The following is a 26117-nucleotide window of genomic DNA, read 5'->3' on the forward strand; positions in this document are numbered from 1 at the left end:
ACATGTACGAGCTGTCCCGTGTCCGGTTGAGAACAGTCGGACCGGCCGGTGCCCGTTTCCACGACGTCACTCTGGACCTAAGTGGTGCTGGTCACCCGGTGGGCGCCGAGCAGGGAGCCCTCTTCGACACCGCCGCCACGACTCACCGGCCCTCGCCCGCCAGCCTGATCCTGCTGGAGAACGGGGGCGGCAAGTCCGTTCTGCTCAAGCTCGTCTTCTCCGTCGTTCTTCCCGGACGTCGCCACACCGTGGGCACTACCAACACGCGTGTCCTGGAGAAGTTCGTCATGCCCAAGGACGTAGCCCACATCGTTCTGGAGTGGATGAACCCGCTCACCGGGCAACTGCTGCTCACCGGAAAGGTGCTGGCCTGGCGTAATCAGGTCGCCTCCGAAGTCTCCGACAACCTGCGCGAACGCTGGTACTGCCTGCAACCCAGTGACGAGATCAGCCTTCACACCCTCCCGATGGCGGTCGGCACAAAGTCGTGCAGCCTGGACACATACCGGGACGAGCTCCAGGAGGCGTACGCAGCCGACCAGAGCCTGGCCCTGTACTGGACACGACATCAGGGCGACTGGACGAATCGGCTGCAGCTGCTCGAACTTGACCCCGAACTCTTCCGATATCAACGGGAGATGAACGTTGACGAAGGTGAAGCGGCGAACTGGCTCAAGCTTGATTCGGACGTGAAGTTCGTCGATTTCCTGCTGCGGGCGATCGTCAAGTCCGATGAGATGGATGATCTGGCGGCGCTGGTCACTGAACATGTGGAGCGGCTCGCCAGTCGTGGTTTGCTTCTCACCGAGCGGGAGTTCGTCGCAGGCGCGCTCGATCTCCTGGGTCCGATCGCTCAGCGAGCCGAAGCTGTTCGGAAGTCGCGGCGCCGAGCGGAGCAGGCCGCTCATGATGTCGCGGAACTGGGTGGACGACTTCGGGTACGTACGCGAAACGAGCATGACGTAGTGCTCGGGCGGCGAGCAATGCTCGTCGAGTCACACGAAGCGCTTGATGAGCTGGCCCGCGATGCCGAACAAGCCAAATCGATCAACTCCGAACTGCGGCGCCATTTCGCCGACTTGAAGAACAAGGGGGCTCAGCAAGAGCTGACTGCGAGGGAGAAGGCACTGTCCCGGGCACGAGACCTCGTCGAAGCGTGGCGAGAGACATCGACCGTGCATGAGTACGACGACAGCATCGCCCAGGTCAAGGCATTGACCGATCTCATCGGCGTCGAGGAGGAAAAGGCGCGTCCCGCACTGGAAGAGCGCGACGTCGCGGCCCGCCACCTGGCGCGCAGCCTGTGGGCGACGGCTGACGAGGCTGCGCAGACCGCCTTCACCGAGCTGAAGCAGGTCTCGACGCGGGAGGAAGAGAAGAGCGCGGCACAAGAGCGTGCTCGCGCGGCGCACCGGGACGCCACAAAGGCCGAAGGCGAGGCCGCCAGATTCGACCAGCTGATTACACGTCTGCGCGAGGACATCAAGGCGGCTGTCGGCGACGGTCTGCTGCATGACGCCGCCGCGTTGCCCCGGACCGTGGAGACCGTTCAGGAGGAACGCGACAACACAGCCCAGCGCGTCACAGACCTGGAACACGAATGGGAGGAACTCGCAGACCGAGAGGCCCTCGCACAGGGCGAGTTACGGAAGGCCGAGTCGGAGAAGGGCGATCTGCGGGGGCGTCGTAGGCAGCTCTCCGCCCGTCTGGACGAGGTCCGGACACAAGCTGCGCGCTTGGAGAAGGACGCCCGGCTTGTGGCACTCCTCGCTGTGCCGGATATCGACCTCGAGCGCGACATCGCCTCGCTCCTGGAGGCATTGAACACCGCACGCCGTGAGGCTGAACGCGAGCGGACCAAGTTGAGGGTCGCCGAGTCCATCGACGAAGAGGCGCGTCTCGCTCTGGCTGCGGGCGACCTCCTGCCGCCCGCCCAGGTGGTCACCGACGCCTGTAAGGCTCTTGAGGACGCCAAGGTGGTTGCGGTCCCGGGATGGCGCTACCTCGCTGCCGTCCCTGATGCCAGCCGGCGACGAGACATCGTGGAGCGACTGCCGCACCTGGCCGCAGGCATCCTCCTCCATGATCCCGAAGACGTCGACCGGGCCCGGGAAGTACTCACGGCGCTGCGCCCCCAACCGACTGTCTTCGTGTCGGTTGCGACAACCAGGACCTTCAGCGACCCCGAGGCTGAATTGACAGACGGCGTCAAGGTGGTAATCCCGCCCCACCCCGCTCTCTACGACGTGGACGCGGCGGCCGCCGAGCACGAGGCCATCGACGCTCGGCACGCCGTACACACCGCCCGTACCGAAGAGCTGACGGCCCGCATCGAGCAAGACGGCACCCTGACCTACGCTCTCACGGACTGGCGGACACGCTACCCGGAAGGCAGCATCATCGTACTGACGGAAGAGCACGCGGGTGTGGTGCGGGAGCTCACAGCGGCCGATGCGAAGGTAGCCGAACGCCAGGAAGTCCTTGAGGCACTCCAGGAACGGCGGCAGAAGATCAAAGAGGAGCTGCCACCTCTGCGTGAGTCTCGGGACTCATTCGCCAAACGGCTCTTACGTCTCACGGAACTCGCCGACCGCTACGGCCACCTGTCGGAATGGACGGAGCGGGCCTCGTCCGAGAAAGAGAGGATGCGGGAGCGCCGGGAAGCCGCCGGAAAGGCAGAGGATGAGGTCATCGAGCTACAGAAGCTCGTTACAGAGCATCAACGCAGAGCCTACGAGCACCAGCGCACCGTGCGTATCGTCAACGACGATCGGGCCAAACTACCCGGGAGCGAAAACGTTCGCCGTTCCGATCCTATTCCTGAACTCTCCACAGCCTTGCTGCGGAGCACATACGACCAGGCCGCAGCACGATATCTCCGTGTTCAGGTCGGGAGCGACCTGTTGGAAGAGCGCGAGCGAGCGAACGAACGCGCCGCCAAAGCGAAGCAAGGCTACTTCAAGCTCTCCGAGAGACTCCGCAGCAGTGCGGCCGGGCTGCTGCGGAGCCCCGAGGGCTCCGACGAAGCGGCACGAGCGACGGCTCTGTCGAGCGCAGTCCACGCGGCGCAGGATGCCGAGACCATGGCGCGGAACGCGGCAGTGGCCGCGTCCCGCTGTGCGGACGAACTCACCGATGCCGAAGCCCGTGTCACGACCCGAGTAGAGCTTCCCAAATACCCGGCCGATATCGAGTCCTGCGCCGAAGCCGTCAATGAGGCCGACCGGCGGCAGACCTCTAGCGCTCGTAAGTTGGCGGGCCAACAGGAAGTTCACAGGCGGCTCGAACGTCAACTGGAGGGTTTCAAGTCGTCGGCCAATGCCTTCCAATTCATCGTCGACGGGTTCACCCAAGACATGCCCGATGTCGACGGAAACGCCGCCGACATCGCGCCCTACGAAGGGGACGCGGACGCGGCCCAGGACCTCGTCACCCGGCTGACCAAGGAACGTAGGACACACGAAACGAATGCCCGCACCGACGAACAGACCCTACGCACGGCAACGGAGCGGCTCACACACCACGCCGGCGCCGAGGAGTTCAAAGACCTGCACGTCCGTGTACAGACACAGATTCGTATCGCGGGTTGGGAAACAGTGGCGGTCCGTGCCACGGAGTGGTCCGACGCTCTCAGACCGCGCCTGCGCGCCTTGTCCGAAGAGATCGACCAGACGGAGCGACACCGCACTTTGATCGTGCGGAACCTCAAAGCCAAGGTCGACAAGGCATTGGCCCTGTTGCGCCAGGCACAGCGGATGTCACGGCTGCCGGCGAGCCTGGACGACTGGGCCGCTCAGGAATTCCTCCGCTTCCGCTTCACCCCGGCACAGGACGGCACCGCACAGCTGCACATCGGGGAGGTCATCGACCAGGCGGCGAAGGGCCATACCGCGGATGGGCGGACTGTGCGCAGGGACGGAATGTCGTTGCTGCTCGCCGGTGTGAGGGCAGCGGTGCCCAGGGGGTTCCGGATCGACATGCTCAAACCCGACGCCGTGCTGCGCAACGAGCGCATCAGAGTCTCCGAGATCAAGGATGTCTTCTCTGGCGGGCAGCACCTTACGGCGGCCATCCTCCTGTACTGCACCATGGCCGCCCTTCGGGCGAGCAACCGGGGGAGGGAGAGGGACACGCACTCTGGTGTCCTCTTCCTCGACAACCCGATCGGCCGGGCCAACGCAGACTATCTGCTCGCCCTCCAACGCAAGGTCGCCGAGGCACTGGGTGTGCAACTCATCTACACCACAGGGCTGTCCGACGACGGCACGCTGAAACGCTTCCCCCTCATCCTGAGGTTGCGCAACGACGCCGATCTCCGGGCGGGTCGCAAGTACCTGACCGTGACCGAGCGGGTCCAGGAGAAGCTCGACGAGTTCGCAGAGCCGGACGGCACGGGCAACGTCACCACCACCAGGATCTTCAAGCGGGAGACGGAGGACAGACACACCCGTGAAGCACAGGCAGAGTGAATTCATCCGGCACCTGAGAGCCGGTGCAACCGAAGCCGGCTGGAACGGCGCACGCAGGACGCGCGTCATGCTGGACGATATCTGGATCGCGTTCCGAAAGGTGAACAACCGTAATCCGGACGGCGAATTCGAACCCCTGCTCATGTCGCGGATTTTGGGCGAACTCGAAGAGCAAGGCCTGATCGAGCAGATGAAACAACGCACCCGGGACGCAGTGCCCCTGCCTCTCAAGATCTGGCTCTGCGCCACCGCATCCCCGCGACTCCCCACACCGCCCATGCCGCACTGGCACCCCGATCTCTATCAGCTCGCCCGGGAATGGCCGACGGCTACCTCGAAGCAGCGCTCCGCCTACGTGGCCGTCAACCATTGGCTGATGAGTAATCCGGACCTTTTCCCTGTGCCGCTCCGGGAACGGGCTCTGGAGATCTTCGGGACATACGGAAGCGAAGCGGAATTTCCCATGCCGGAGAAGACCTTCGACACTCTGCGCTCGGGGCTTCTTTTCGGCGACTTCGACAGGCTACACACGACGCTGCGCACGTTCACGACGCACCCACCACTGCTCGCAGAGACGTTCCTAACCGAAATCGGGGACGGCTATTACCAACGTGTCGGCGGCGGAGACATCCTGCTCGTGGTCGAGAACTCGGCCACCTGGTGGTCTCTCGTGCACAGCCTCCCCGACAGCCACCGTCTGGGGTACGTCGCCTGGGGGCTCGGCGGCACATTCCGCGCCTCGGTCAACACGCTCGCGGCCAAGCACCGCATCGCGGAGATCCGCTACTTCGGCGACCTCGATCTCAGCGGGATCCGCATCCCGTGCGCGGCATCCAAGACGGCCAGCGAGCGGGGCCTTCCAACAGTTCAGCCCACTGAGCGCCTGTACGGCGCGCTACTGGCACTCGGACGCGCACGAGGTGCCAAGGAGAAGGCCATCAATGAGGGGGAGGCCCGCGCTCTGGTCGAGTGGATGCCTGCGGCACACCGAGCGAAGGCAGTCGGCCTCCTGGTCGCCGGTCAGCGCCTGGCACAGGAGTGGGTCGGCTACCGGTACCTGACCCGCAACACGGCTTGGCACGCCGACCTCATTTGATCAGGTTCGGGCTCACCTCTGAGCTGAGGCAAGGGGATAACAGGCTCAGGTGGTCGGCGAAGGCGAGGACCGTGTCCGCCGTCCGGCACGAGGACAAGGGCGACTGGGCGGCCGCCCCTGAGGAGGGTAGCTCCGCGACCGTGACCTCATGTGCCTGGCCCGGCGCCTGTGGCAAAACCGGGCGCGCAGATAGCCAGGGTGTGGCTGTGCCGGGCTGCGGCCCCCAGGGGGCGAAGCGGATTACACAGCTCAGCCCGGACAACGTGTGTCGACCATGCACAACTACGAGGCCGAACACCACTGCTCCTTCTAGAGTTCCCCCGCAAGCATCGCCTGCACGAAGTAAACGTGCAGGTCGTGATCGGCCCCAGCCCGGCGGCTGCGGTGGATCCCACCCGCACGGCCCCGGCTGTGCCCACGACCTGACCGCGGCCCGCACCCACCGGATCATCCGGGCTGTGAACCCAAACTAAACCCTCGGTCACAGCCGCGACCGGCCGCACCAACCGTGCCTACCTGAGCGGACGCGGGATCACCGCGGTGATCCCGAAGAAAGATGACCTGGCCGCCAACCGGAAGAAGAGGGCCCCGGCCGGACCAGCATTCTCACCCCGCGCCGGTGGCCGACCCTCATCAGATCAGCCACCTGGTCCGGCCCTCACGCTGCTGGAGACACCCCTCAGGCATTCCCCAGTTGTTCCGCCGCACGCCGCGCCAGTGAGGCCGCGAGCGTCACCCCGGGGTGCGCGGCCAGTGCGATGACCCCCGGTGCGCCCGCCAGTGGTGCGCAGATCACTCCGTCGCCCGTCGGTATCGGGCGGAATCCGGTGGTCACGTCCCGCGCCACCGGTTCCCGCGGCAGTCCGAACGCCTCCCGCACGGCGCTCAGGGACTCGCGCACCCGCGCCCGCGTCGCCGTCTCCGTCTCGCCCGGGACGACGTCCTCGGCGCCGACGAAGCCGTGCCGGGCGGACGGCCGGATCTCGAAGTCCGGTGTGGAGACCACCCGGTCCAGGCGTAGCTCCGGCGCGGAGAAGGTGAAGCGCGCGGCCGGGACACCGGGCACTTCGATGGGCTCGCCGAGCTGCTCCGTGAGGGTGGGCAGGCCCGTCCCACAGGCGAGTACGACCCGATCGACGACGAGTGTCGTTCCGGTGCCCGACAGCTCGTAACCGCCCGCCCGCCGCGCCCGGACGCGATCCACCCGAGCGGCGACGACGGTGGCCCCACCGGCCCGCGCGCGGGTCAGGAACGCGCGGCGCAGATCGTCCGGCTCAACCATGCCCTCGTCGATCGCGTGCGCGACGAGCGGCGGCGACACCCGCAGGCCGGGCAGGATCTGCCGCAGGGCCGCAGCCTCGACGGGCTCGACGCCGGGGCCCGATCGCTCGGCGAATCGAGCCGTCGCGGCTGCGGTCGATGCCCAGCTCACGGCGCCGTTCCACCGGATGACGCCGCGCAGCGGCGGTGTCGCCGTGATGTCACGCAGCGCGCCGAGCGACCGGGCGAGCTCGCCCCGATCGCGCGCGCCCGACAGCGGCTCCGCCGCCGACCCGTGCGCATTGAGCCAGCCGAACGCCACATCCGTCACCGGCGGCAGCGACTCCTCCGCCGTGCAGACCACGACGGACAGTCCGCGGCGCACGAGTTCGTCCGCCGCCGCCGCTCCCAGCACGCCCGAACCGACCACGGCGACGCGCATCATGCTCTCCCGAACCATTCGCCCACCTCTGTGTTCGCCCACTTCTGTTTCCTCGCTCCTCGGCGACCATGCGCACCGCACGGCGACCGGGCTCAAGCGGGTGACGGGCAGGTCGTGCCACGGCTCGATCGTTTCATGGAGTCAAACGGAGTGAATGGAGTCAATGGGGGACGACGGTGCGGACGTCGCCGCGAGCGGGTGCACGGGATCGGCCGGCATGAGACCGCAGGGCTGCCCTGACAGGAAGCCCTTGGTGAATCGGCAGTCGGGCGGAGGCGGCCGGCCGGTGTCGGAGGCGGTCGGCCAGCGTCCGCGCACCCGGGCCGGGGCGATGTGCGCCGTGGACGTGCCCGGCCGGCGCGGAGGCCCGCACCCACCGCTGCGCCAACCGGCGGAGAGTTCCGAGCCTGTTCGGCATGGCGCCGTGCCGGGCCGCGACGGGCTCGGATGCTGAGGGCCCCCGACCACGCAGGAGCGGCCATGGACGACCCCGGCCCAGACGACTCCAGCCCGCATGACCCCGGCTCGTACAACGCCAGTCCGCATGACCCCGGCCCGTACAACGCCAGTCCGCATGACCCCGTCCCGCATGACGCCAGGCGATCGGCGCCTCAGGACGCGAACCGTGCCACGCCCGGCCAGCCGGGGGTCATCGGCATCGCGCTCGCCGCCGTGCTGACGTTCGCGCTCACTCAGGGTTCCTGGCAGTGGTTCTCCACGTATATCGGGGTGACGCTCCTCGCCCTGGTCCTCACCTTCTACCGGCTGCCGGCCTGGACGCCCGGCCTCCGGTCCGCGTACACGCGGAGTCTGGGCGCGTACGCCCTGGTCATCGGCCTGTGCGCGGCAATCACGCTGGCCCCCGCGCTGCAACGCTGGGCGTGGCTGTTCCCGATGCCGGGCACCCGTGACGGCTGTCCCGAGCTGGGCGCGTACGAGGCCATCAGCGCGGAGGCCGCGCTGGGGAACCTGGCCGGTCGCGACAGTGCCGCCCTGGCCCGTGCGCAGGAGGCCCGGAGCCATGAGGCCGTCGCCGACTGCCTGTCGGCCACGACGACGTTGTGGTTGCCGGTGTACGGGGTCGGGGCGGCCGTCCTGGTGGGGCTGGGCGCCTGGTGCGTCGACCGGGCCCGGGCGGGTAGGGCGACGGCCAGACGGGTCCCGGCTCCGGGGGGGCTGAGCGGGCGGGGTCGCCCGCCGGGAGTCGGTGCCGTCCCCCTGCCCCGAGGGTTCGAACGGGACCGCCGCGACCGGAACAGCACCCTCGGGGCTTCGCGGGGACCTGTCGAGACGGTCGCTCGCCCGGAGTCGGTTCCCGGAGTTACCTCAGCTCCCGCTCGGCGAAGGCAGCGAAGTCACGCGGTGGCCGGCCGGTGAGGCGCAGCACCGTATCGGTGGTGCGGTCCTCGGCGCCTTCGGCGATGGCCCGATCCATATCGGCGAGCATCGCGGCGAACGTGGCGGGCATATCGACGGCCAGGCGTCGGCGCATCTGTTCATGGGTCAGCCGCTGATGGGTGACGGGTCGGCCGGAGATGCGGGTGAGGGCGGCCGCGATGTCCCCGTAACTCAGCGACTGTGGTCCGGTGATGATCAGATCGGTGTCCGGGGCCCGCGGCGCGGTCAGCGCGCGCACGGCCACGGCAGCAATGTCGTCGGCGTCGACGAACCCCACGCGACCCTCGCCGGTCGCCGTTCGGATGGTGCCGTCCGCCCTGATGGTCCGGGCGTGCGCATGGTCGCCGGTGAAGTTCTGCATGAACCACGAGGGCCGCAGGACCGCCCATTGGGGAAAGAGGCCGGGCAGGGCCTGGTGGACCCGCCCCACCGCGGGGCCTCCGACGGGGATCGCGGACGAGCTGAGCAACACCGCCCGGTGGACTCCCGCGGCGCGGGCCAGCCGGAGGAAGGGCAGCATGACGGCGGCCGGGTCCGGGGAGCCGGGCGGCGGGACGAGATAGAGCCGATCCGTGCCTTCGAGTGCGCCCGCGAAGGACAAGGGGTCGTCCCAGTCAAACCGCACGGGGTGGGCTCCGGGCATGGGGGTGCCACGCCTACTGGCGGCCCCGACCCGGTGGCCGGCGGCGGCCAGCGCGGCAACGACCCGGCGGCCGGTGGTGCCGGTGGCCCCGATCACCAGGGTGGACCTCTCGGGCGCACTCATCGGCCGCTCCCGGCGAGGTCGGTGCCGGAGGGGTCGGTGCCGGAGGAGTCGCTCCCGGCGAAGTCGGTGCCGGAGGAGTCGGTCGGCAGCGGCCACGGGCCGTGCTGGAAGAGGTCGACCGGTGCGGTGTACGCGCTCATGAGTATCCGTCTCATCCCGTCTCATAAGATACGGACCCTCGGTCCGTATCACCCGACCGACGATACGGACCCGGGGTCCGCTTTGTAAACGGAGATCGCATGACCGAACGCAGACCACGCGCGGACGCCACCCGCAATCGAGCGGCCGTCCTCGCCGCCGCGGACGCGCTCTTCGCCCGCCGCGACCGCCCCGCGACGGTCACCATGGCCGATATCGCGGCAGCGGCCGGCGTCGGCAAGGCGACGCTCTTCCGCGGCTTCGGTGACCGCACCGGCCTGATCCACGCGCTCTACGAGACCCGGCTCGCGCCGATCAGACGCGCCGTCGAGGAAGGACCACCACCGCTGGGGCCCACCACCCCACCGCTCCGGCGCGTCCCCGCCCTCCTCGACGCACTCCTGCGCTTCAAGCTCGACAACCGTCACCTCACCCTGGCGCTGGAAGGAACCGGCGGCGGCAGCCCCTACGAGGCGGAGCACTACGGACGGTGGCACAGCACACTCCGGAGCACGCTGGAGCGGATCCCCGGACACTCCGACAGCGGATTCACCGCACACGCCCTGCTCGCCGCCGTCCGCGCCGATCTCGTCGAACACCTCGTCGGCCAGGAGGGGGCGACTCCCGAACAACTGCGGGCCCATCTGGCGGCCTTCACCGAGAGGGTCCTGGAGTCGCGTGCGCCAGGGGAGTGAACGGCCCCGATCGGACGGGACCTGGATGCCGGCCCGGATCCAGGTTCGCCGGCCCGGATACGGGGCCGGGCGCCCGACCACACTGGAGTCGCACACGCCGCGGCCGAGCGCTCGATCGGGTGAATCTCCCGCGAACAGCCCCAAACGGGACGCCTCATGGAGGAGGCTGCTGTTATAGGCCCGCTCCGACAGAGCGATTTCCAGGGGTGTGCCGACCCCCGCAGAGGAGACGAGACCCATGCGCCTCTCCCCATGTTTCGCCGCACTGGCCGCCGCCGTCGCACTCGTGGTCACCCCACCATCCGGGCCCACCCCGTCCACCGCAGCCCCGGCGCCGAAGGCCCAGGTCACCGAGGACGGCTCGCCGCGACTGGCGGGCGCCTATCTGAATCTGCACCAGTGCGCTTACGCGCCCTTCGCCCCCTCCGGTGGCAACTGGCTGACGACGGTGGTCACGCCCAGTGGCGACGGGCGGTTCGCGACCGGGACCAACACCTCCGACATCCCCGACCCCAACGACCCGACCAGCACGGCTTCGTGCGGTGCCGGGGACGGCAACTACCGGCCCGTCCAACCCCGGTCGGGCGTCGGGGCGCTCCATCTGACCACCGGACGCTTCCTCAGCCTGCACCAGTGCGTCTACTACCACCAGGAGCTGAACGACCACTACACATCGGTGGTGAGACCCCGCGACCTCGGGCCGTTCTCGACCGGGACGAAGGTCTCCAACACCCCCGACACACTGGCGTCCTGCGGCGGCGGATTCCCGGCGGAGCGGCCCGTACCCCTGCTGTCGGGGGTCAAGGCGCTGGACCTGACCGCGGGGCGCTATGTGAACCTGCACCAGTGCGTCTACTACGCGCGCTCGGCCGACGACCACTTCACGACGGTGACGCCGAGCCGGGACGGGAGGTTCACGACCGGCACCAACATCTCCAACACCCCCGACCCCAGGCCGTCCTGTGGCGCCGGGGACGGCAACTTCGTACTGATTCCGCTGCTGTCGGCGGCCAGAGCCATCTCCCTGATCTGAGGTCCCGGTGCGGACCGGGCCGGGAGTGCGGTCAGGGTCCCACTGAGACGGCGGGCGCCGCGCCACGGAACCGGTTTGCCGGAACGGCAAGACGACTCGCGGTGGTCCCGGCTTCCGTCAGATGATCGGGTCTGAGCCGCCGGAGAGTGCGCCACGGCGGACGGCCGGTCGAGAGCCTCGGAGGTTCCATGTCGCAGCCCGCCCGCACCACGGACACCACACACCGACTGGTCCCCGCCCCCGCCGGCCGGATCCACCTGGTGGAGCGCGGGGACGGGCCGCTGGTCCTGCTGGTGCACGGATTCCCGGAGTCCTGGTACTCCTGGCGCCGTCAGCTCCCGGCGCTGGCGGCGGCCGGATACCGCGCGGTCGCCATCGACGTACGGGGGTACGGACGGTCCTCCGCGCCCGATGACCCGGCCGCGTACCGGATGCTCGACCTGATCGAGGACAACGTCGCCGTGGTGCGGGCGCTCGGCGCGGAGACCGCGGTGATCGTCGGGCACGACTGGGGCGCCACCATCGCCGCGCACTCCGCCCTCGTCCGGCCGGAGGTCTTCCGCGCCGTCGGTCTGCTGAGCGTCCCCTACACACCGCCCGGTGGGCCGCGCCCCAGTGAGGTGTTCGCCGGGATGGGCGGCGACGACGAGTTCTATATCTCCCGCTTCCAGCAGCCCGGCCGGGCCGAGGCCGAGATCGAACCGGACGTACGCGGCTGGCTCGCCGGTTTCTACGCGGCCCTGTCCGCCGACACCATGCCCGCGGCCGACGCACCCGACCCGCATTTCGCGAGCCGTGGCGGGACGCTGCGCGACCGGTTCCCCACCGGGCGGCTGCCCGGCTGGCTCAGCGAGGAGGACCTCGACTTCTACGCCGGGGAGTTCGAGCGGACCGGTCTGCGCGGAGCCCTCAACCGCTACCGGAACATGGACCGGGACTGGGCGGACCTCGCGCCCTTCGCGGGTGCCGCCGTCACCCAGCCCGCCCTGTTCGCCGGTGGCACCCGGGACGCCTCCACCACCTGGCTGGCCGAGGCGATCGAGGCGTACCCCGTCACTCTGCCCGCCCTGGTCTCCGCACACCTCCTGGACGGCTGCGGCCACTGGATCCAGCAGGAGCGCCCGGAGGAGATCAACCGGATCCTGATCGACTGGCTCGCCGCGCTGCCGGGCTGAGCACCGGTCGCGGGATCCGCCCGAGCAGTCGTGGGATCCGCCCGAGCACCGGCCGCGGAGCCTGGGTGCCGTGTCCGGGTGCCGTGTCCGGGTGCCGTGTCCGGGTCCCAGATCGAGAGGCCGCGTCGAGCCGGCCGGATCGAGGGGCTGGCCCCGGCCGGCAAACCGGAGCCCCGGTGCCAGGAGTACGGCACCGGGGCGGGCGGGTTCGGTGAGGCCCAAGGGGGTCCAAACGTAAGACCCTGGATCCGAACGGAGAAGATCTAGTCGCGGGAGTCGGCCTCGCGCGCCGCGGCCTTCTCCTTCTTCTTCTCCTTGATGCGCACCGATTCCTTCCGGACCTCGGCCTGGGTGGCGCGCTCCTTGCCCAGCCACTCGGGGTCGTCCTTCTTCAACGCTTCGATCTGGTCGGTGGTGAGGGCGTCCGTGACACCGCCGCGCGCGAGGCCGGCGATGGAGACACCGAGCTTCGCCGCGACCACCGGCCGGGGGTGCGGGCCGTCGCGTCGCAGTTCCAGCAGCCACTGGGGCGGATCGGCCTGCAGCGCGGCCAGCTCGCTGCGCGAGACGACCCCTTCCTGGAACTCGGTGGGGGTGGCCTGGAGGTACACACCCAGCTTCTTCGCCGCGGTCGCGGGCTTCATGGTCTGGGTGGTCTGGTGCGACGTCATGGTGTCAAGGGTATCGAGCATGTGCGACACCTCCGACCACGACGGGTAGCCTGGCGGGGTGACAGGCTCGGAAGCATCCCCTTCGTTCCGGCTCGCCTACGTCCCGGGTGTGACGCCGACCAAGTGGGTGCGGATCTGGAACGAGCGGCGGCCCGACGTCCCCCTGACCCTCGTCGCGGTCTCCGCCGCCGAAGCCCCCGGCCTCCTGCGGGACGGCGGCGCTGACGCGGGTTTCGTGCGGCTGCCGATCGACCGGACGGATCTCAGTGCGATCCCCCTCTACACCGAGACGACGGTCGTCGTGGTCCCGAAGGACCACCTGATGGCCGCGGTCGACGAGGTGTCCGCCGAGGATCTGGCCGAGGACATCGTGCTCCACCCTCTCGATGACACCTTCGACACCCTGGAGTGGGCGGACCGGCCGGGACGCGCCGCGCTGGAGCGCCCCGCGACCACGGCGGACGCCGTCGAGCTGGTCGCGGCCGGAGTGGGGCTGCTCGTCGTCCCGCAGTCGTTGGCCCGTCTGCACCACCGCAAGGACCTCACCTACCGGCCGGTCCCGGGCGCCCCGGAGTCCCGTATCGCGCTGTCGTGGCCGGAGGACCGGACGACCGACCTGGTGGAGGACTTCATCGGGATCGTCCGGGGCCGGACGGTCAACAGTTCACGGGGCCGTCCGACCCCGCCGCAGCCGAGGGCCAAGCGCGCGGACAAGAGCGGCGCCAAGGGGGGCGACAAGGGCGGCGCGCGACGGAAGCCGGCCGCGGGCAAGTCGACCGGCAAGAGCCCGCGGGGCGCTTCCGGGGGCGCCCGGGGCAGCGCCAAGCGCGGTAAGCCCGGCCGCCGCGGCTGACCGCCCGCCCGGGCCTCCCCGCGACCCACGGCCAGCGCGAAGACGGCGGCAGCTCACCGCGCCGGGCCGGAGACCTCCCGCAGAGCGCGCCGGATGATGGCGTCAAGGGCCCGGTCCGGCAGCAGCCGGCGGAGCAGGACCAGCGGTTTGGCGCCCAGCCCGGCCGCGTACCGGGTCCGGGGCCGGCTGACGGTGGCGGCCCGGCCGATCACCTCGGCGATGACCGACGGTTCGGACATGCGCCGGGTGTACGTCTCCGAGCTCAGCCGCGAGGCGACGGCCTCGGCCTGCCGGGCGTAGACGCCCCGCCGGGAGACCTTCCGCAGGTTGTCGACGGCGATCCCGGCCCATTCGGTACGGATGCCCCCGGGCTCGATGACCACCACATCGACGCCGAACGGTTCCACCTCCAGCCGCAGCGCGTCGCTGAAACCCTCCAGGGCGAACTTGGTGGCGTGGTACCAGGCACCGAGCGGGGTGTAGATCTTCCCGCCCACGGAGGAGACATTGATGACCCGGCCCGCGCCCCGGCTCCGCATGACGGGCAGGACGAGCTGGATGAGCCGGGCGGCGCCGAAGACATTGACCTCGAACTGGCGCCTGGCCTCGTCCATCGGGACGTCCTCCACCGCACCGTAGGAGCCGTACCCGGCGTTGTTGACGAGGACGTCGATCCGTCCGGTGTCGGCCACGATCCGGTCGACGGCGTCCCGTACGGACCGCTCGTCCGTCACGTCCAGCGCGATCGTCCGCACACCCCGCTCGGCGAGGTGCCCCATGCGTTCCACCCGGCGGGCAGCGCCGTAGACGGTGAATCCCAGCTCGACCAGTCCGAGCGCGGTGGCCGCGCCGATGCCCGAGGAGGCACCGGTGACCAGGGCGACCCTGTCCGACATCCACCACACCTCATTCCACCGACCGGGGCCCCCACCCCTCTCAGCGTGGGACAGGCGCGCCGGCCGTGCAAACCCGTCCCTCGCCGGAGAGCGAGGGTCACAGATCGCGGCGGTGGACCACCACCATGGTGATCAGCACGGCCGCCAGCGGCCAGATCGCGTACACCAGCCACGCCCCGCCGACCGTCGACGGATAGAGCACCATGGCGTCCGGCTCCCGCAGATCCACCAGCCGGTCCCACCCGCCGAACGGCAGGGCGTGCTTCAGGACGGCTCCCCAGTGCTCCCGGTCACTGGCCAGCGACGGCAGCAGCAGCAGGACGGAGCTGACCGTGGCTATGGTGGTCGCCGTGTGCCGGAGGAGCGCGCCGAGCCCCATGCCGACCAGCGCGCAGACCGGTGCCAGCAAGGCGGAGGCCAGAATGACCCGGTCGACACCGGGGTGGTCGATCGGCACTCCGATGTCCCGCCCGGAGAGGATGGCCTGGGTCACGCCGAACGAACTCAGCGCCACGACGGCCCCGTACCCGAGCATCACCACCGTCACCACGGCCATGCGCGCCGCCATCACCGAACGGCGCGCGGGTACGGCCGCGAACGTCGTACGGATCTGCCCGGTGCCGTACTCACTGACGACCGTGAGCGCGCCGATGGTGCCGGCCGCGAGCATCAGCGCGTTCGCGGCACCGACGGAGAACGCGTCCCGGATCGACCAGTGCGGGACGAAGCCGTTCTGGATGGGCGGCGGATAGCTGTGCCAGTCGTCGTAGTCGGCGTAGGCCCCGGCCGCGTTGATGGCGATCACGATCAGCGCGCTGAGGCCGACCGCCCAAGGGGTGGAGCGCAGCGACCAGAGCTTGATCCACTCGGCGGCGAGAAGGTCCGCGAAACGGGCGCGGGGTTCGGCGCCGACCGCCGTCGCGCCGAGCACGGTGGGGGTGGTCGGGGTCGGCGGAGCCGGTGGGGTCGGCTGGGTGTTCATCGGATTCCTCCCGCCCGGTACTCGGCGCTGTCGGTGGTGAGTTCCATGAACGCGTCCTCCAGTGAGGAGGTACGGGTGGTCAGTTCGGCCAGCCGGACGCCGTCGCGGGCGGCGAGCGCGCCGATCCGGGACGCGTCCAGTCCGGTCACGGTGAGCAGATCGCCGCCGCCGGGATGGACCGAGGCGCCCTCCGCGGTCAGCGTGGTGGCGAACGCCGTCGCGTCGGGGGTCCGCACGGTCACACCGGCCCGGGTCCCCCGGGCCGCGAACTCCGTCACGCTCTCGGCGGCGATCAGTTCGCCCCGCCCGATCACGATCAACTGATCGGCCGTGTTCGCCATCTCGGTCATCAGATGACTGGAGACGAAGACCGTACGACCCTCGCCGGCCAGCCTCCGGAAGAGCGACCGCACCCACAACACCCCCTCGGGATCGAGACCGTTCAGCGGTTCGTCGAAGAGCAGCACCGGCGGATCGCCGAGCAGCGCCGCGGCGATCCCCAGCCGCTGCCGCATCCCGAGCGAGAATCCGCCGATCCGGCGCCGGGCCGACCCGGCGAGGCCCACCTCCGCCAGCACCTCGTCCACCCGGGCGCGCGGTACGCGATTGCTCCGGGCCAGGGCGGAGAGATGTGCCGCCGCGCTCCGCCCGCCGTGGACGTCGGCCGCGTCCAGCAACCCGCCGGCGTGGCGCAGTCCGCGCGGCCGGTCCCGGAACGGGCGGCCGGCGACGGTGACCGTGCCGCTCGTGGGTGTGTTGAGCCCCAGGATCATACGGAGGGTGGTGCTCTTCCCGGCGCCGTTGGGCCCGAGGAATCCGGTGACCCGCCCCGGCCGCACCGAGAAGGTCAGGCCGTTGACGGCCGGGGTCCCGCCGTACCGCTTGGTGAGTTCATTGACTTCGATCACCCGGCCAACGGTGCCGCCCGGCGGGCCGGTGGCGCATCGGAACCCGGGCCACTCTTCTGAGCGGGACGGTGGCCCACGGGTGTACGCCCGTGGACTACTGTTCCGCCGCAGGTCAGCGAAGTACGATCGCGCTCATGCCCGTCCCAGCGCCGTCTCCACGACTCCGGCAGGCCGCAGGGACCGCCCTGGCCTGGTGCGGGGCCATCGTCTATCCGGCCGCACTGGTCACCGCCGTACGGTCCGGTCCTGGCGGGAGCGGGGAGCTGCTGGAGTTCACCCTCGCGGCCACCGCCACGATCCTGCCCGCCGGCCTGCTGCGGCGCAGTCCGCTGTCGGCGCTGACGCTGATGCTCCTCGGCACCTTCGCCGCGGCGACGACCCGGCCGAACGATGAGATCGCCTATCTGCTGGTGCTGATCAATGACATCGTCGTCGGCGGAATCGTCGCGCACCGGCGGCGGGCGGAGGCCGTCACCGCCGCTGTACTGACGCTGGCCACTCAGATCTCCGCCGTCGGCTACCTGCGCACCGGGTCGTCCGTCTTCACCAACAGCGTCACGGGAATCGTGCTGGCGCTCGTGGCCGCCTGGGTCATCGGATCGTCGGTACGCGAGCGCCGGGAACACGCCGAGGCGCTGCGCACCCAGAGCGCGGCCCGCGCGGTGGCCGCCGAACGGCTGCGGATAGCGCGCGAGTTGCACGACATGATCGCGCACAGCATCGGGGTCATCGCCATCCAGGCGGGGGTGGGGCGGCGCGTCATCGACACCCAGCCGGACGAGGCCAGGAACGCCCTCGCCACCATCGAGGTCACCAGCAGGGAGACCCTGGCCGGGCTGCGGCGCACCCTGGGCGCGTTACGCCGCTCCGCGCCGGAGGCCGGCGCGGCGGCACCGCTGGACCCCACCCCCGGGCTGGCCGATCTCGGCCGGCTGACCGACGCGACGCACGACGCCGGCGTCCGGGTCGAGGTGCGGTGGCGGGGCGAGCGGCGACCGCTGCCCCCCGATATCGATCTGGCCGCCTTCCGGATCGTCCAGGAGTCGCTGACCAATGTCGTGCGGCACGCGCGGACCCGGGACGCCCGGGTGGGCGTCGACTACGGCGACGGCGTGCTGACCGTGGAGATCGACGACGACGGCCGGGGGGCGGCCGGGCCGGGCACCGGTTACGGGATCGTCGGTATGCGGGAGCGGGCGGCCCTGCTGGGCGGCGAATTGACGGCGGGGCCGCGCGCCGGTGGCGGATTCCGGGTGACGGCACGGCTGCCGCTGCCCGGGGAACCGAGGGAGACAGGGGTACGGACGAGTGGGGAGCGTGGAGCCGGATGACGAACCGTGTCGTACTCGTCGACGATCAGCCGCTGGTCCGGGCCGGGCTGCGGGTGCTGATGGCCGACACCCCCGATATCGAGGTGGTGGGTGAGGCCGCGAACGGCGCCGAAGCGGTGCGGATCACGGGTGAACTCCGCCCCGATGTCGTGGTGATGGACATCCGGATGCCCGGGATGGACGGGATCGAGGCCACCCGTCTGATCACGGCGGGCCCCGCGCCGACGCGGGTGCTCGTCCTCACCACCTTCGACGACGACGAGTACGTCTACGGTGCGCTCCGCGCGGGCGCGAGTGGATTCCTGGTCAAGGACATGGCGCTGGAGGACATCCTGGCGGCGATCCGGGTGGTGGCGGCGGGGGACGCCCTGATCGCGCCGAGTGTGACCCGGCGGCTGATCGGGGAGTTCGCGGCCCGGCCGGAACCGGCGCGGCCGGCCCGGCCGGTGGAGGGGATCACCGGGCGGGAGCGGGAGGTGCTGGTCCTGGTGGGTCGGGGGATGTCCAACGCCGAGATCGCCGGCGAACTGTGCATCAGTGTGGCGACGGCCAAAGCGCATATGGCGCGGCTCTTCGCGAAGCTGGCGGCGCGGGACCGGGTGCAGTTGGTGATCATCGCCTATGAGCACGGGCTGGTGGCGGCACCGCCCCGCTGACCGCCCGGCCGCGCAGTCACGCAGTGGCCCCGGCCGCCCGGCCGCCCGTTGGGCCTGACCGGGCCCGGTGTCACATTCGTGCGCCGGGATCCGTCCTGGAGGGGACAGCGGATACGGAACGTCATGAAGGAGCGGGAACCATGCGGGCATGGACGGAGCACGGCGGGACCGATGAGCGACCGCACGCCACGGCACCCTGGCGGAACGCCCCGTACCGCACCGGGACGGAGCGCACGACGCCTGCCCTGACCCGGGAGGCGACCGGGGACGCGACCGGGGACGCGACCGGGCTGAACGACCGTCCGGACTCGGTGCCGGACCCCATCTGGGACAAGGCCGCGGACCTCCTTGACGAGGGGCCGTTCACGGCGGTCATGATGACGATCCCTCTCGATCTGACGACCCGGCAGCCCGCGGGCGCGACCCGGTAGTCCGACCCCAACGGCGGCTGCCCGAGCCATCGTTCGGTGGTTCGGGGACCTTCCGGCTCCGGCTGGGGATGCGCTGCGCCGCCGTACGGTCCGGTCCTCCCGGGCGCCCCGGCCAGCGGGCGAAGCAGAGCGCCGCGAGGAGCTGCACACCAGCGGCGGTGAGCAGCGCGCCCGGGAGCGACCAGGTGGCGAGGGGGCCCGCGACACCGGCGCCGACGGCGAAGGACGTGAGTTTGAGGCTCGCGCCCGTGGTGAAGACCTGGCCGCGCAGCCGCTCGGGCGCCTCCCGGTGGCGGATCGCGAACAAGGCGGTGAGCTGCGGCCCCTCACCGATACCGGCCAGGAGTACGGCGGCGCACAGCGGTACGGTCCCGCCCGTCGCGGCCAGCGCGAACGCGACGGCGAGGACGACCGGGCTCCAGCGGATGACGGTCTCCGGCCGTGGGGGCACGGCGCGGCGGGCGAGCAGCGCGTTGACCGCGAGCGCGACGAGGGCGACACCGGAGAGGAGGAGCGCCCCCCGGCCCGCGCCGCCGAGTACCCACTGCCACAGGAGCGGGGCGCAGGCGACGAACATCCCTTCCGCGGCGCAGGAGATCGAGGTGGTGGCCGTCGCGCGGGCGAGGTGCGGGTTCCCGGTGGTCGCCCGGAATCCGGCGCGGAGTTCGGTGGCGATCGATGCGGTGGGTTCCCGGCGGCGCGCTCCAGGCAGCGCCGCCGGCAGTGACCAGGCTGCGGGCAGCGCCAGACAGATCAGGACGGTGGAAACCACCACGCCCGCGCTCGCACCGGCGAGTTGGGCGACCACCCCGGCCAGCGCTGGGCCGAGCAGCCCCGCCGCGTGGTAGGTCATCGCGTCGACGGCGTTGGCCCGGGCCAGCCCGCCGCCGGGGGCGATCCTGGGGAGCTGGGCGGTCCAGCCGCCCGCGAGCGCCGGGCCCAGCAGTCCGGCGCACACCGCGATCAGGACGGTGACCGGGAGCGGCAGCCGGCCGAGGCAGGTGAGGACGGCGAGGAGCGCCAGGGCGTAGCCAGTGAGCGCAGCGGCGAGCAGCCGGCCGGGCCGGGCCGCCCGGTCGAGCAGTACACCGATGAGCGGGCCGCCGAGCGCCGAAGCGATCATGACTCCCGCCAGCAGGGCCGATGCCGAGACCGCCGATCCCGTGACGGCGAGGCCCAGGAGCAGCAGGGCGGGCCCCGACATCTCGTCGCCGGTGCGGGCCGCCGCCGCGCCCGCCGCATAACGCCCCAGTCCGTAACGCTTCGCCATGCGGTGCACGTTACGCAGGTAACGCAATCATGCGCCAGAGGCGTTACATTGGCCGGATGGATCCTCTCTCCGGCGCATCGCACGACGACTGGTCGGCCCGGCATTCGGTACGGGCCGTCGCCCGGCGCACGGCGGCCCTGGTGAACGCGCTGGTCGTCGAGGAGCCGTCGGTGGCGCGGATCTCCGACGTGCTGCGCGCCCACGGCGAGACCGAATCCGCCAGCCCCGCCAGCCCCTCTGCCCTCTCTGCCCTCTCTGGCCCCTCCGTCCTCGCCAGCCTCTCCGAGCTGGATGTCGCGGAGATGCGGACGATCGCACTCCAGTTGCGCGAAGTCTTCGCCGCCGATGGCGTCGACGAGGCGGCCCGTCTGCTCAATGCGCTGCTCGCCCGGAGCACCGGCACCCTCCGGCTCACCTCGCACCACGGCGATTCCCCCTGGCACCCCCATCTCGACAGTCATGACGACGCACCCTGGGGGGAGTGGCTGCTCGCCTCCTCCTGTCTCGCGCTCACGGTCCTCGTCTGGGACCGGCAGCGACCGCCCGGAGGTGTGTGCGCCTCGCCGTCCTGCCGGAACGTCTTCCTCACCGAGGGCGGCGGGCCGGTGCGCCGCTACTGCTCCCGCCGCTGTGCGACCCGGGAGCGGGTGGCCGCCCACCGCCGTACGAAGAACCCCCCGGAGCCCACGGGCTGAGCGCGCGCCACCACCCGGGGAGCCGGGGGCCCTGGGTCAGGCTGCCGTCGGGAGCCGCAGGCTCCAGTACCCCGCCCGGCCGGTGAGCACCACGGTCGACAGCGGCGGAACGTCCACGTTCCAGTACGAGGACGGGGGCGCGTTCAGCGCGTACACCAGGGCCGCCCGTACGACGGACGGTTCGGCGACCGCCACCACGGAACCGCCGTCGCCGGCCGGTCTGGTGTCCAGCCAGCCCCCTATCCGGGAGATGAACGCGAGCAGGGACTCCCCGCCGTGCGGCGCGGAGCGCGGGTCGGCGAGCCAGAGCTCGACCGCGTCCGGGGTGACCGCGGTCACCTCCCCGAGGGTGTGACCGCGCCAGCGGCCCATATCGCAGTCGCGCAGCGCGGGTTGGGCCATCGACGCGAGGCCGAGCGCCTGGGCGGTGGTGCGGCAGCGGACGGTCGGCGAGCAGTACCGCAGTTCGGCGGCGTTGAGCGGTACGAGCCCCCCGGCGGCGAGCCGCGCCGCGTACCAGCCGGCCTGGTCGAGCGACCGGTCGTCACCGAAGCGCTCGGAGAGCAGCGCGGAGCCACCGGCGGCGGCCACCAACGTGATCCGGACACCCATGGCGCGATGGTGCGGGGCGGAACGGGCCGGGTCAAGGGTCCGGACCGAGCGGGAACCCGGGCCGGGGCGGCTCGGACCGGACCAGGCCCCCAGCGGGGGGACATCGCGTCGGGCGGCGAGCGGGCTACCGCCCCGGCCGGACCGGTGCCGGACCCGGCCCGCCCCACACCTCGTCACACGCGCCCCGCAGCCGTCCGACCCCCTCCGTGATCTCCGCCCCGCCCGCCACCCCGGCGAAGCTGAGCCGTACGTACCCGGCCGGGGGTTCCGCGCAGAAGTAGGGCCGGCCGGGCGCGAGCGCGACCCCGGCGCGCAGCGCGGCGGAGAGCAGCGCCGCCTCGTCGGCGCCGTCCGGGAGCCGGAGCCAGAGGTGGTAGCCCCCCGACGGGATGTGCGACAGGGCCAGCTCCGGCAGCCGGAGCCGGAGCGCGGCGGCCAGGGTGTCCCGACGGGACCGGAGTTCGGTCGCGACGGTGCGCAGATGCCGGTTCCAGGCGGGCGCGCCGACCAGTTCGAGGGTGGCCTCCTGGAGCGGCCTGGGCACGAAGAAGGTGTCCACGACCTGGATGGCGCGCAACCGTTCCAGCACCGGTCCGCGTGCCGCCAGCATCCCCACCCGCAGGCTCGGCGAGGTCACCTTGGTCAGCGAACCGACATGGACGACGACCCCGTCCGGATCGTCGGCGGCGAGCGGGGGTGGTGGCGGTGGTGCGTCCTCGTGGACCAGCCGGCGCGCGAAATCGTCCTCGACGACGAAGGCCCCGGCCTCCCGGGCGATGCGCAGCACCTCGGGGCGGCGGGCGGCGGAGAGCACCGCGCCGGTGGGGTTCTGGAAGAGCGGCTGGCAGACGAACACCCGGGCGCCGGTGGCCCGGAAGGCGGCGGCGAGGAGTTCCGGGCGGACCCCGTCCTGGTCGACCGGTACGGGCACGGGCCGCAGCCCGGCCGCGCGGGCGATGGCGAGCATTCCGGGGTAGGTGGGCGACTCGACCAGGACGGGTGCGCCCGGGGGTGCGAGCGCGCGCAGGGCGGTGGTCAGCGCGGACTGACCACCCGCGGCGATCAGGACGTCGGCGGCGCCGATCGTGCCGCCGATGCCCCGGGCGAACCATTCGCGCAGCTCGGGCAGGCCCTCCGTGGGCGGGCGGCCCCAGGCGCCGGGCCGGCGTCCCGCGCGGGCGAGGGCCGCCGCCAGCGCCCGCTCGGGCTGGAGCCGCTGGTGCAGATAGCCGCCGTTGAACTCGATGACGCCCGGAGGTGGCGCGGCGAGGGTGACGAGCACTCCGGAGGCGTCGACCGACCGCGGTACGGGGTCGGCGGTGGCGTCGGCGCTGAGGGTGACCTCCTGCCAGGAGGTGTCCCCCGGCGCTCTGCCCCCGGCCGGCGGCTGGGCGCGGTAGGCCCCGGCGCCGGGGCGGGTGACGACCAGGCCCTCCGCGGTGAGCCGGGCGAGGGCGCGCGCGACGGTCACCGGGGAGACCCGATAACGCTCGACGAGCGCCCGACTCGACGGCAGCTTTCCACCTGGAGAGTAGCGGTCCAGCTCTTGCCGCAGGGAATCCGTCAATTCGCTGACGCTGCTACGCTCGTGCATGAGAGCACAGAATAGCGCTACCCTTGGCGCCCCGATAGCGGTCAACGCCATCCCGGCACCCGCGCCGGCTGACCGCCCGTCCCACGGCACCCTCCTCGCCGCGCTGGGCGTGGTCGCCTTCTCGCTCACCTTCCCGGCCACGGCCTGGGGCCTGGAGTCCTTCGGCCCCTGGTCGCTGGTGGCCGTGCGGAGCGTACTGGCCGCACTGATCGCGGGCGGATTCCTGCTGGCGCTGCGGGTGCCACCGCCCGAGCGGCGCCACTGGGGCTCGCTGCTGGTCGTCGCCGGTGGCGTGGTGGTGGGATTCCCGCTGCTGACGACGCTGGCGCTGCAAACCTCCACCACCTCGCACGCCGCCGTGGTCATCGGACTGCTACCGCTGACGACGGCGGCCTTCGCGGCCGTGCGCACCGGTCGTCGGCCGTCGCGCGCCTTCTGGCTGGCGGCGGTCGCCGGGGCGGCCGTGGTGATCGTCTTCACCGTGTCGGAGAGCGGTGGCGCGCTGCGGACCGGCGACCTCTACCTCTTCGGCGCGCTGCTGGTGTGCGCGGCCGGATACACCGAGGGCGGCCGGCTGGCCCGGCACCTGCCGGGTTGGCAGGTGATTGGCTGGGCCCTGATCCTCTGTCTGCCGCTGGGGCTGCTGGCATCGGCGGTGGCACTGCCCCTGGAGCCGGTACGGCTGACCGCCCGGGGGGTGGTCGGTCTTGTCTGGGTGGCGGGTGTCTCGACGTTCTTCGGGCTGTACGTCTGGTACCGGGGCATGGCCGCGATCGGTATCGCCAGGGCCAGCCAGCTCCAGTTGGCCCAGCCGTTGCTGACTCTCGTCTGGTCGGTCGCCCTGCTGGGCGAGCGGCTCTCGCCGGCCGCACCGGTGGCGGCGGCCGGGGTGCTGGTCTGCATCGCGGTCACCCAGCGGGCCCGGAGCTGAACCTCCCGGCCGACGGCGCGGCGGGGGCCGGATCCCGGCCCTGACCTGGAGCCCGATGCGGCGCCCTGTCCCGAGCTGGGCCGCACCCCTGTCCGGCGCGGACCGTGACCCTGACCCGAAGCGCCAGCCCGACCCGTACCCCTGCCCCGGCGCGGACCGTGACCCGACCCGAAGCTCCGCTGCGACCTGGCCGGAGCCCCTTCCGGGCCCCCCGGCGAGGGGCCGCGCCCTCCCGGTTCCGGGTGCGGCCCCGTACCCCCGCCGTAGACTCGACACCACCGAGCACCCCTGCGAGGAGGTCAACCCGATGCGTGCGAACGTGGGCGACAGACTGCTGGTGCACGGTAGGACCGTGGGCCACCACGACCGGATCGCCGAAGTCGTCGAAGTGCTGGGACCGGAGGGCACTCCCCCGTACCGCGTCCGCTTCGAGGACGGCCACGAGACCGTGATGTCCCCGGGCCCCGACACCGTCGTCAGGCCGCCCGAACCCGCCTGACCCGTCCCTTCCGTGCCGGCCGCCGGGAGACCCGGCGGCCGCCCCCCTCCGGACGGATCAGCCCCGTGGTAGCGCCCGGGTCCGGTAGTGGTCGGCCACCACCCGCGCCATGGCCCCGTTCCGGTCCGCCCGTACCTCCTTGGCCGAGAAGAAACAGTGCCCGCCCACGCCGCCGTACTGCCCGGCCAGGGTCAGATGGCGGGACAGCTCGGCCGGGTCCTGCCAGGGCGCGCCCTGCGCCGGGTCACCCGCCTTGTAAAGGGCCTCGCCGATGTAGAGGTCGACGCCTGTGCCCCGTACCACCTCGTTCCACCAGGGCAGCAGTCTGGCGTAGTCGGCGGCGGCGAAGCCGATGTTCCAGTAGACCTGCGGCACCACATGGTCGATCCAGCCCTTCCGCACCCACAGCCGGGTGTCGGCGTGCAGATCGTCGTAGGTCTGCACCCCCGCCCTGGTGTCCGAGCCGAGCGGGTCGGTGGCCTTGTTGCGCCAGACGGCGAACGGGCTGATGCCGAACCGGACGCCCGGTCTGATCGCCCTGATCCGCTGTGACATCTCCCGCACCAGCCGGTCGATGTTGTCGCGCCGCCATGCGGCCCGGGTCGCGAAGCCCGCGCCGTAGCGCTGGTAGGTCGCCTCGTCGCCGAAGACCTGACCGGCGACCGGATAGGGGTAGAAGTAGTCGTCGAAGTGGACGGCGTCGATGTCGTAGCGGCGTACGGCGTCGATCATCGCGTCCTGGACGAAGGCCCGCACCTCCGGGATGCCGGGGTTGTAGTAGAGCTTCCCGCCGTACGGCAGGATCCACTCGGGGTGGAGCCGCGCCGGATGGTCCGCCACCAGCCGCGAGGGGTCGGTGTGGGTCGCGACCCGGTACGGGTTGAACCAGGCGTGCAGTTCGATTCCCCGGGCGTGCGCCTCGTGCACGGCGGTGCCCAGCGGGTCCCAGCCGGGGTCCCGGCCCTGCGTGCCGGTGAGGTACTGCGACCAGGGCTCGTACGGAGACGGCCAGAGCGCGTCCGCCGCCGGGCGGACCTGGAAGACGACCGCGTTCAGTCGCCGGGTGACGGCGGTGTCGAGATGGGTGAGGAGTTCCGCGCGCTGCTGGGCCGCGGTGAGGCCGGACCGGGACGGCCAGTCCCGGTTGGTGATGGTGGCGAGCCACATCCCGCGGAACTCCCCGCTGGGCGCGTGCCGCCCAGCCCGCTCCTGCGCGGGTACGGCCGCCGCGTCTCCCGCGACCGTCAGCCCGGCCAACGCTCCCGCTGCCGTCCCCACAAAGCCTCTTCTTCCGATACGTGTCATATGTCACCCCG

The 26117-nt window shown here is 71.4% G+C and carries 24 protein-coding genes; 13 read left to right on the forward strand and 11 right to left on the reverse strand.

The window, feature by feature from the left end; translation table 11 throughout:
- The first annotated feature begins 2 nt into the window (after window positions 1-2).
- Both ACH4S7_RS26105 and ACH4S7_RS26110 read left to right on the forward strand, forming a co-directional pair.
- On the forward strand, window positions 3-4469 hold the full coding sequence (locus tag ACH4S7_RS26105) for a hypothetical protein (protein WP_398523721.1): 4467 nt from the start codon (window positions 3-5) through the stop codon (window positions 4467-4469).
- Window positions 4450-5565: a hypothetical protein gene (locus ACH4S7_RS26110; protein ID WP_398523722.1), complete on the forward strand. Its 1116-nt coding sequence runs from the start codon at window positions 4450-4452 to the stop codon at window positions 5563-5565. Before ACH4S7_RS26105 ends, ACH4S7_RS26110 begins: the two co-directional genes overlap by 20 nt.
- Window positions 5566-6244: 679 nt before the next feature.
- Here the strand turns inward: ACH4S7_RS26110 and ACH4S7_RS26115 are convergent.
- On the reverse strand, window positions 6245-7285 hold the full coding sequence (locus tag ACH4S7_RS26115; protein ID WP_398523723.1) for an NAD(P)/FAD-dependent oxidoreductase: 1041 nt from the start codon (window positions 7283-7285) through the stop codon (window positions 6245-6247).
- A gap of 462 nt (window positions 7286-7747) precedes the next feature.
- On the opposite strand from ACH4S7_RS26115, the gene ACH4S7_RS26120 reads away from it, so the two are divergent.
- A complete protein-coding gene (locus tag ACH4S7_RS26120) occupies window positions 7748-8644 on the forward strand; it encodes a hypothetical protein (RefSeq protein WP_398523724.1) in 897 nt (298 codons plus the stop codon).
- Here ACH4S7_RS26120 and ACH4S7_RS26125 read toward each other — a convergent pair.
- Together ACH4S7_RS26125 and ACH4S7_RS26130 are read right to left on the reverse strand one after the other, a co-directional pair.
- Entirely contained in the window at window positions 8589-9431 is an 843-nt protein-coding gene (locus ACH4S7_RS26125) for an NAD(P)H-binding protein (RefSeq protein ID WP_398523725.1), read from the reverse strand. The two genes, ACH4S7_RS26120 and ACH4S7_RS26125, sit on opposite strands and share 56 nt — an antisense overlap.
- The gene (locus ACH4S7_RS26130; protein WP_398523726.1) at window positions 9428-9586 is read right to left on the reverse strand and encodes a hypothetical protein; all 159 of its coding nucleotides are present in this window, start codon (window positions 9584-9586) and stop codon (window positions 9428-9430) included. The genes ACH4S7_RS26125 and ACH4S7_RS26130 overlap by 4 nt, the downstream gene beginning before the upstream one ends.
- An 84-nt stretch (window positions 9587-9670) precedes the next feature.
- Between ACH4S7_RS26130 and ACH4S7_RS26135 the strand changes: the two genes are divergently transcribed.
- The 3 genes from ACH4S7_RS26135 to ACH4S7_RS26145 all read left to right on the forward strand — a co-directional run bounded on the left by ACH4S7_RS26135 (window position 9671) and on the right by ACH4S7_RS26145 (window position 12472).
- Entirely contained in the window at window positions 9671-10264 is a 594-nt protein-coding gene (locus ACH4S7_RS26135; RefSeq protein ID WP_398523727.1) for a TetR/AcrR family transcriptional regulator, read from the forward strand.
- A gap of 238 nt (window positions 10265-10502) precedes the next feature.
- Entirely contained in the window at window positions 10503-11297 is a 795-nt protein-coding gene (locus tag ACH4S7_RS26140; protein ID WP_398523728.1) for a hypothetical protein, read from the forward strand.
- 188 nt (window positions 11298-11485) lie between these two features.
- A complete protein-coding gene (locus ACH4S7_RS26145; RefSeq protein WP_398523729.1) occupies window positions 11486-12472 on the forward strand; it encodes an alpha/beta fold hydrolase in 987 nt (328 codons plus the stop codon).
- A gap of 263 nt (window positions 12473-12735) precedes the next feature.
- On the opposite strand, the gene ACH4S7_RS26150 is transcribed toward ACH4S7_RS26145, so the two are convergent.
- A complete protein-coding gene (locus tag ACH4S7_RS26150) occupies window positions 12736-13164 on the reverse strand; it encodes a DUF5997 family protein (protein ID WP_398523730.1) in 429 nt (142 codons plus the stop codon).
- Between the two features lie 37 nt (window positions 13165-13201).
- Between ACH4S7_RS26150 and ACH4S7_RS26155 the strand changes: the two genes are divergently transcribed.
- A complete protein-coding gene (locus ACH4S7_RS26155; protein ID WP_398523731.1) occupies window positions 13202-13996 on the forward strand; it encodes a LysR family substrate-binding domain-containing protein in 795 nt (264 codons plus the stop codon).
- A gap of 53 nt (window positions 13997-14049) precedes the next feature.
- On the opposite strand, the gene ACH4S7_RS26160 is transcribed toward ACH4S7_RS26155, so the two are convergent.
- From ACH4S7_RS26160 to ACH4S7_RS26170, 3 genes are all read right to left on the reverse strand, one after another.
- Window positions 14050-14892 carry an oxidoreductase gene (locus ACH4S7_RS26160; RefSeq protein ID WP_398523732.1) on the reverse strand — a complete coding sequence of 281 codons (843 nt, stop codon included), beginning with the start codon at window positions 14890-14892 and terminating at the stop codon, window positions 14050-14052.
- 97 nt (window positions 14893-14989) lie between these two features.
- Window positions 14990-15874: an ABC transporter permease gene (locus ACH4S7_RS26165; protein WP_398523733.1), complete on the reverse strand. Its 885-nt coding sequence runs from the start codon at window positions 15872-15874 to the stop codon at window positions 14990-14992.
- Window positions 15871-16782, reverse strand: coding sequence for an ABC transporter ATP-binding protein (locus ACH4S7_RS26170; protein ID WP_398523734.1), 912 nt, complete (start codon window positions 16780-16782; stop codon window positions 15871-15873). The genes ACH4S7_RS26165 and ACH4S7_RS26170 overlap by 4 nt, the downstream gene beginning before the upstream one ends.
- 134 nt (window positions 16783-16916) lie before the next feature.
- Here ACH4S7_RS26170 and ACH4S7_RS26175 point away from each other — a divergent pair, with 134 nt between their 5' ends.
- The 3 genes from ACH4S7_RS26175 to ACH4S7_RS26185 all read left to right on the forward strand — a co-directional run bounded on the left by ACH4S7_RS26175 (window position 16917) and on the right by ACH4S7_RS26185 (window position 19200).
- Window positions 16917-18113, forward strand: coding sequence for a sensor histidine kinase (locus ACH4S7_RS26175; protein WP_398523735.1), 1197 nt, complete (start codon window positions 16917-16919; stop codon window positions 18111-18113).
- Window positions 18110-18769, forward strand: a complete 660-nt coding sequence (locus ACH4S7_RS26180; protein WP_398523736.1) for a response regulator — start codon at window positions 18110-18112, stop codon at window positions 18767-18769. Before ACH4S7_RS26175 ends, ACH4S7_RS26180 begins: the two co-directional genes overlap by 4 nt.
- A gap of 140 nt (window positions 18770-18909) precedes the next feature.
- Complete coding sequence (locus ACH4S7_RS26185) at window positions 18910-19200, forward strand: hypothetical protein (protein WP_398523737.1); 291 nt, start codon at window positions 18910-18912, stop codon at window positions 19198-19200.
- On the opposite strand, the gene ACH4S7_RS26190 is transcribed toward ACH4S7_RS26185, so the two are convergent.
- Complete coding sequence (locus tag ACH4S7_RS26190; protein WP_398523738.1) at window positions 19142-20470, reverse strand: MFS transporter; 1329 nt, start codon at window positions 20468-20470, stop codon at window positions 19142-19144. The genes ACH4S7_RS26185 and ACH4S7_RS26190 overlap by 59 nt on opposite strands.
- A gap of 56 nt (window positions 20471-20526) precedes the next feature.
- On the opposite strand from ACH4S7_RS26190, the gene ACH4S7_RS26195 reads away from it, so the two are divergent.
- A complete protein-coding gene (locus ACH4S7_RS26195; protein WP_398523739.1) occupies window positions 20527-21165 on the forward strand; it encodes a CGNR zinc finger domain-containing protein in 639 nt (212 codons plus the stop codon).
- A 36-nt stretch (window positions 21166-21201) separates the two neighbouring features.
- Here the strand turns inward: ACH4S7_RS26195 and ACH4S7_RS26200 are convergent, their stop codons facing one another.
- A complete protein-coding gene (locus ACH4S7_RS26200) occupies window positions 21202-21777 on the reverse strand; it encodes a histidine phosphatase family protein (protein WP_398523740.1) in 576 nt (191 codons plus the stop codon).
- A gap of 124 nt (window positions 21778-21901) precedes the next feature.
- Window positions 21902-23371: a PLP-dependent aminotransferase family protein gene (locus tag ACH4S7_RS26205; RefSeq protein WP_398523741.1), complete on the reverse strand. Its 1470-nt coding sequence runs from the start codon at window positions 23369-23371 to the stop codon at window positions 21902-21904.
- Between ACH4S7_RS26205 and ACH4S7_RS26210 the strand changes: the two genes are divergently transcribed.
- Both ACH4S7_RS26210 and ACH4S7_RS26215 read left to right on the forward strand, forming a co-directional pair.
- Window positions 23370-24302 carry a DMT family transporter gene (locus tag ACH4S7_RS26210; RefSeq protein ID WP_398523742.1) on the forward strand — a complete coding sequence of 311 codons (933 nt, stop codon included), beginning with the start codon at window positions 23370-23372 and terminating at the stop codon, window positions 24300-24302. The two genes, ACH4S7_RS26205 and ACH4S7_RS26210, sit on opposite strands and share 2 nt — an antisense overlap.
- Before the next feature lie 307 nt (window positions 24303-24609).
- On the forward strand, window positions 24610-24801 hold the full coding sequence (locus ACH4S7_RS26215; RefSeq protein ID WP_398523743.1) for a DUF1918 domain-containing protein: 192 nt from the start codon (window positions 24610-24612) through the stop codon (window positions 24799-24801).
- Between the two features lie 57 nt (window positions 24802-24858).
- Here the strand turns inward: ACH4S7_RS26215 and ACH4S7_RS26220 are convergent, their stop codons facing one another.
- Window positions 24859-26106: a glycoside hydrolase family 10 protein gene (locus ACH4S7_RS26220; RefSeq protein ID WP_398523744.1), complete on the reverse strand. Its 1248-nt coding sequence runs from the start codon at window positions 26104-26106 to the stop codon at window positions 24859-24861.
- Window positions 26107-26117 lie beyond the last annotated feature (11 nt).

Origin of the sequence: Streptomyces sp. NPDC020965, from assembly GCF_044333555.1 — a bacterium.
Lineage (GTDB): Bacteria > Actinomycetota > Actinomycetes > Streptomycetales > Streptomycetaceae > Streptomyces.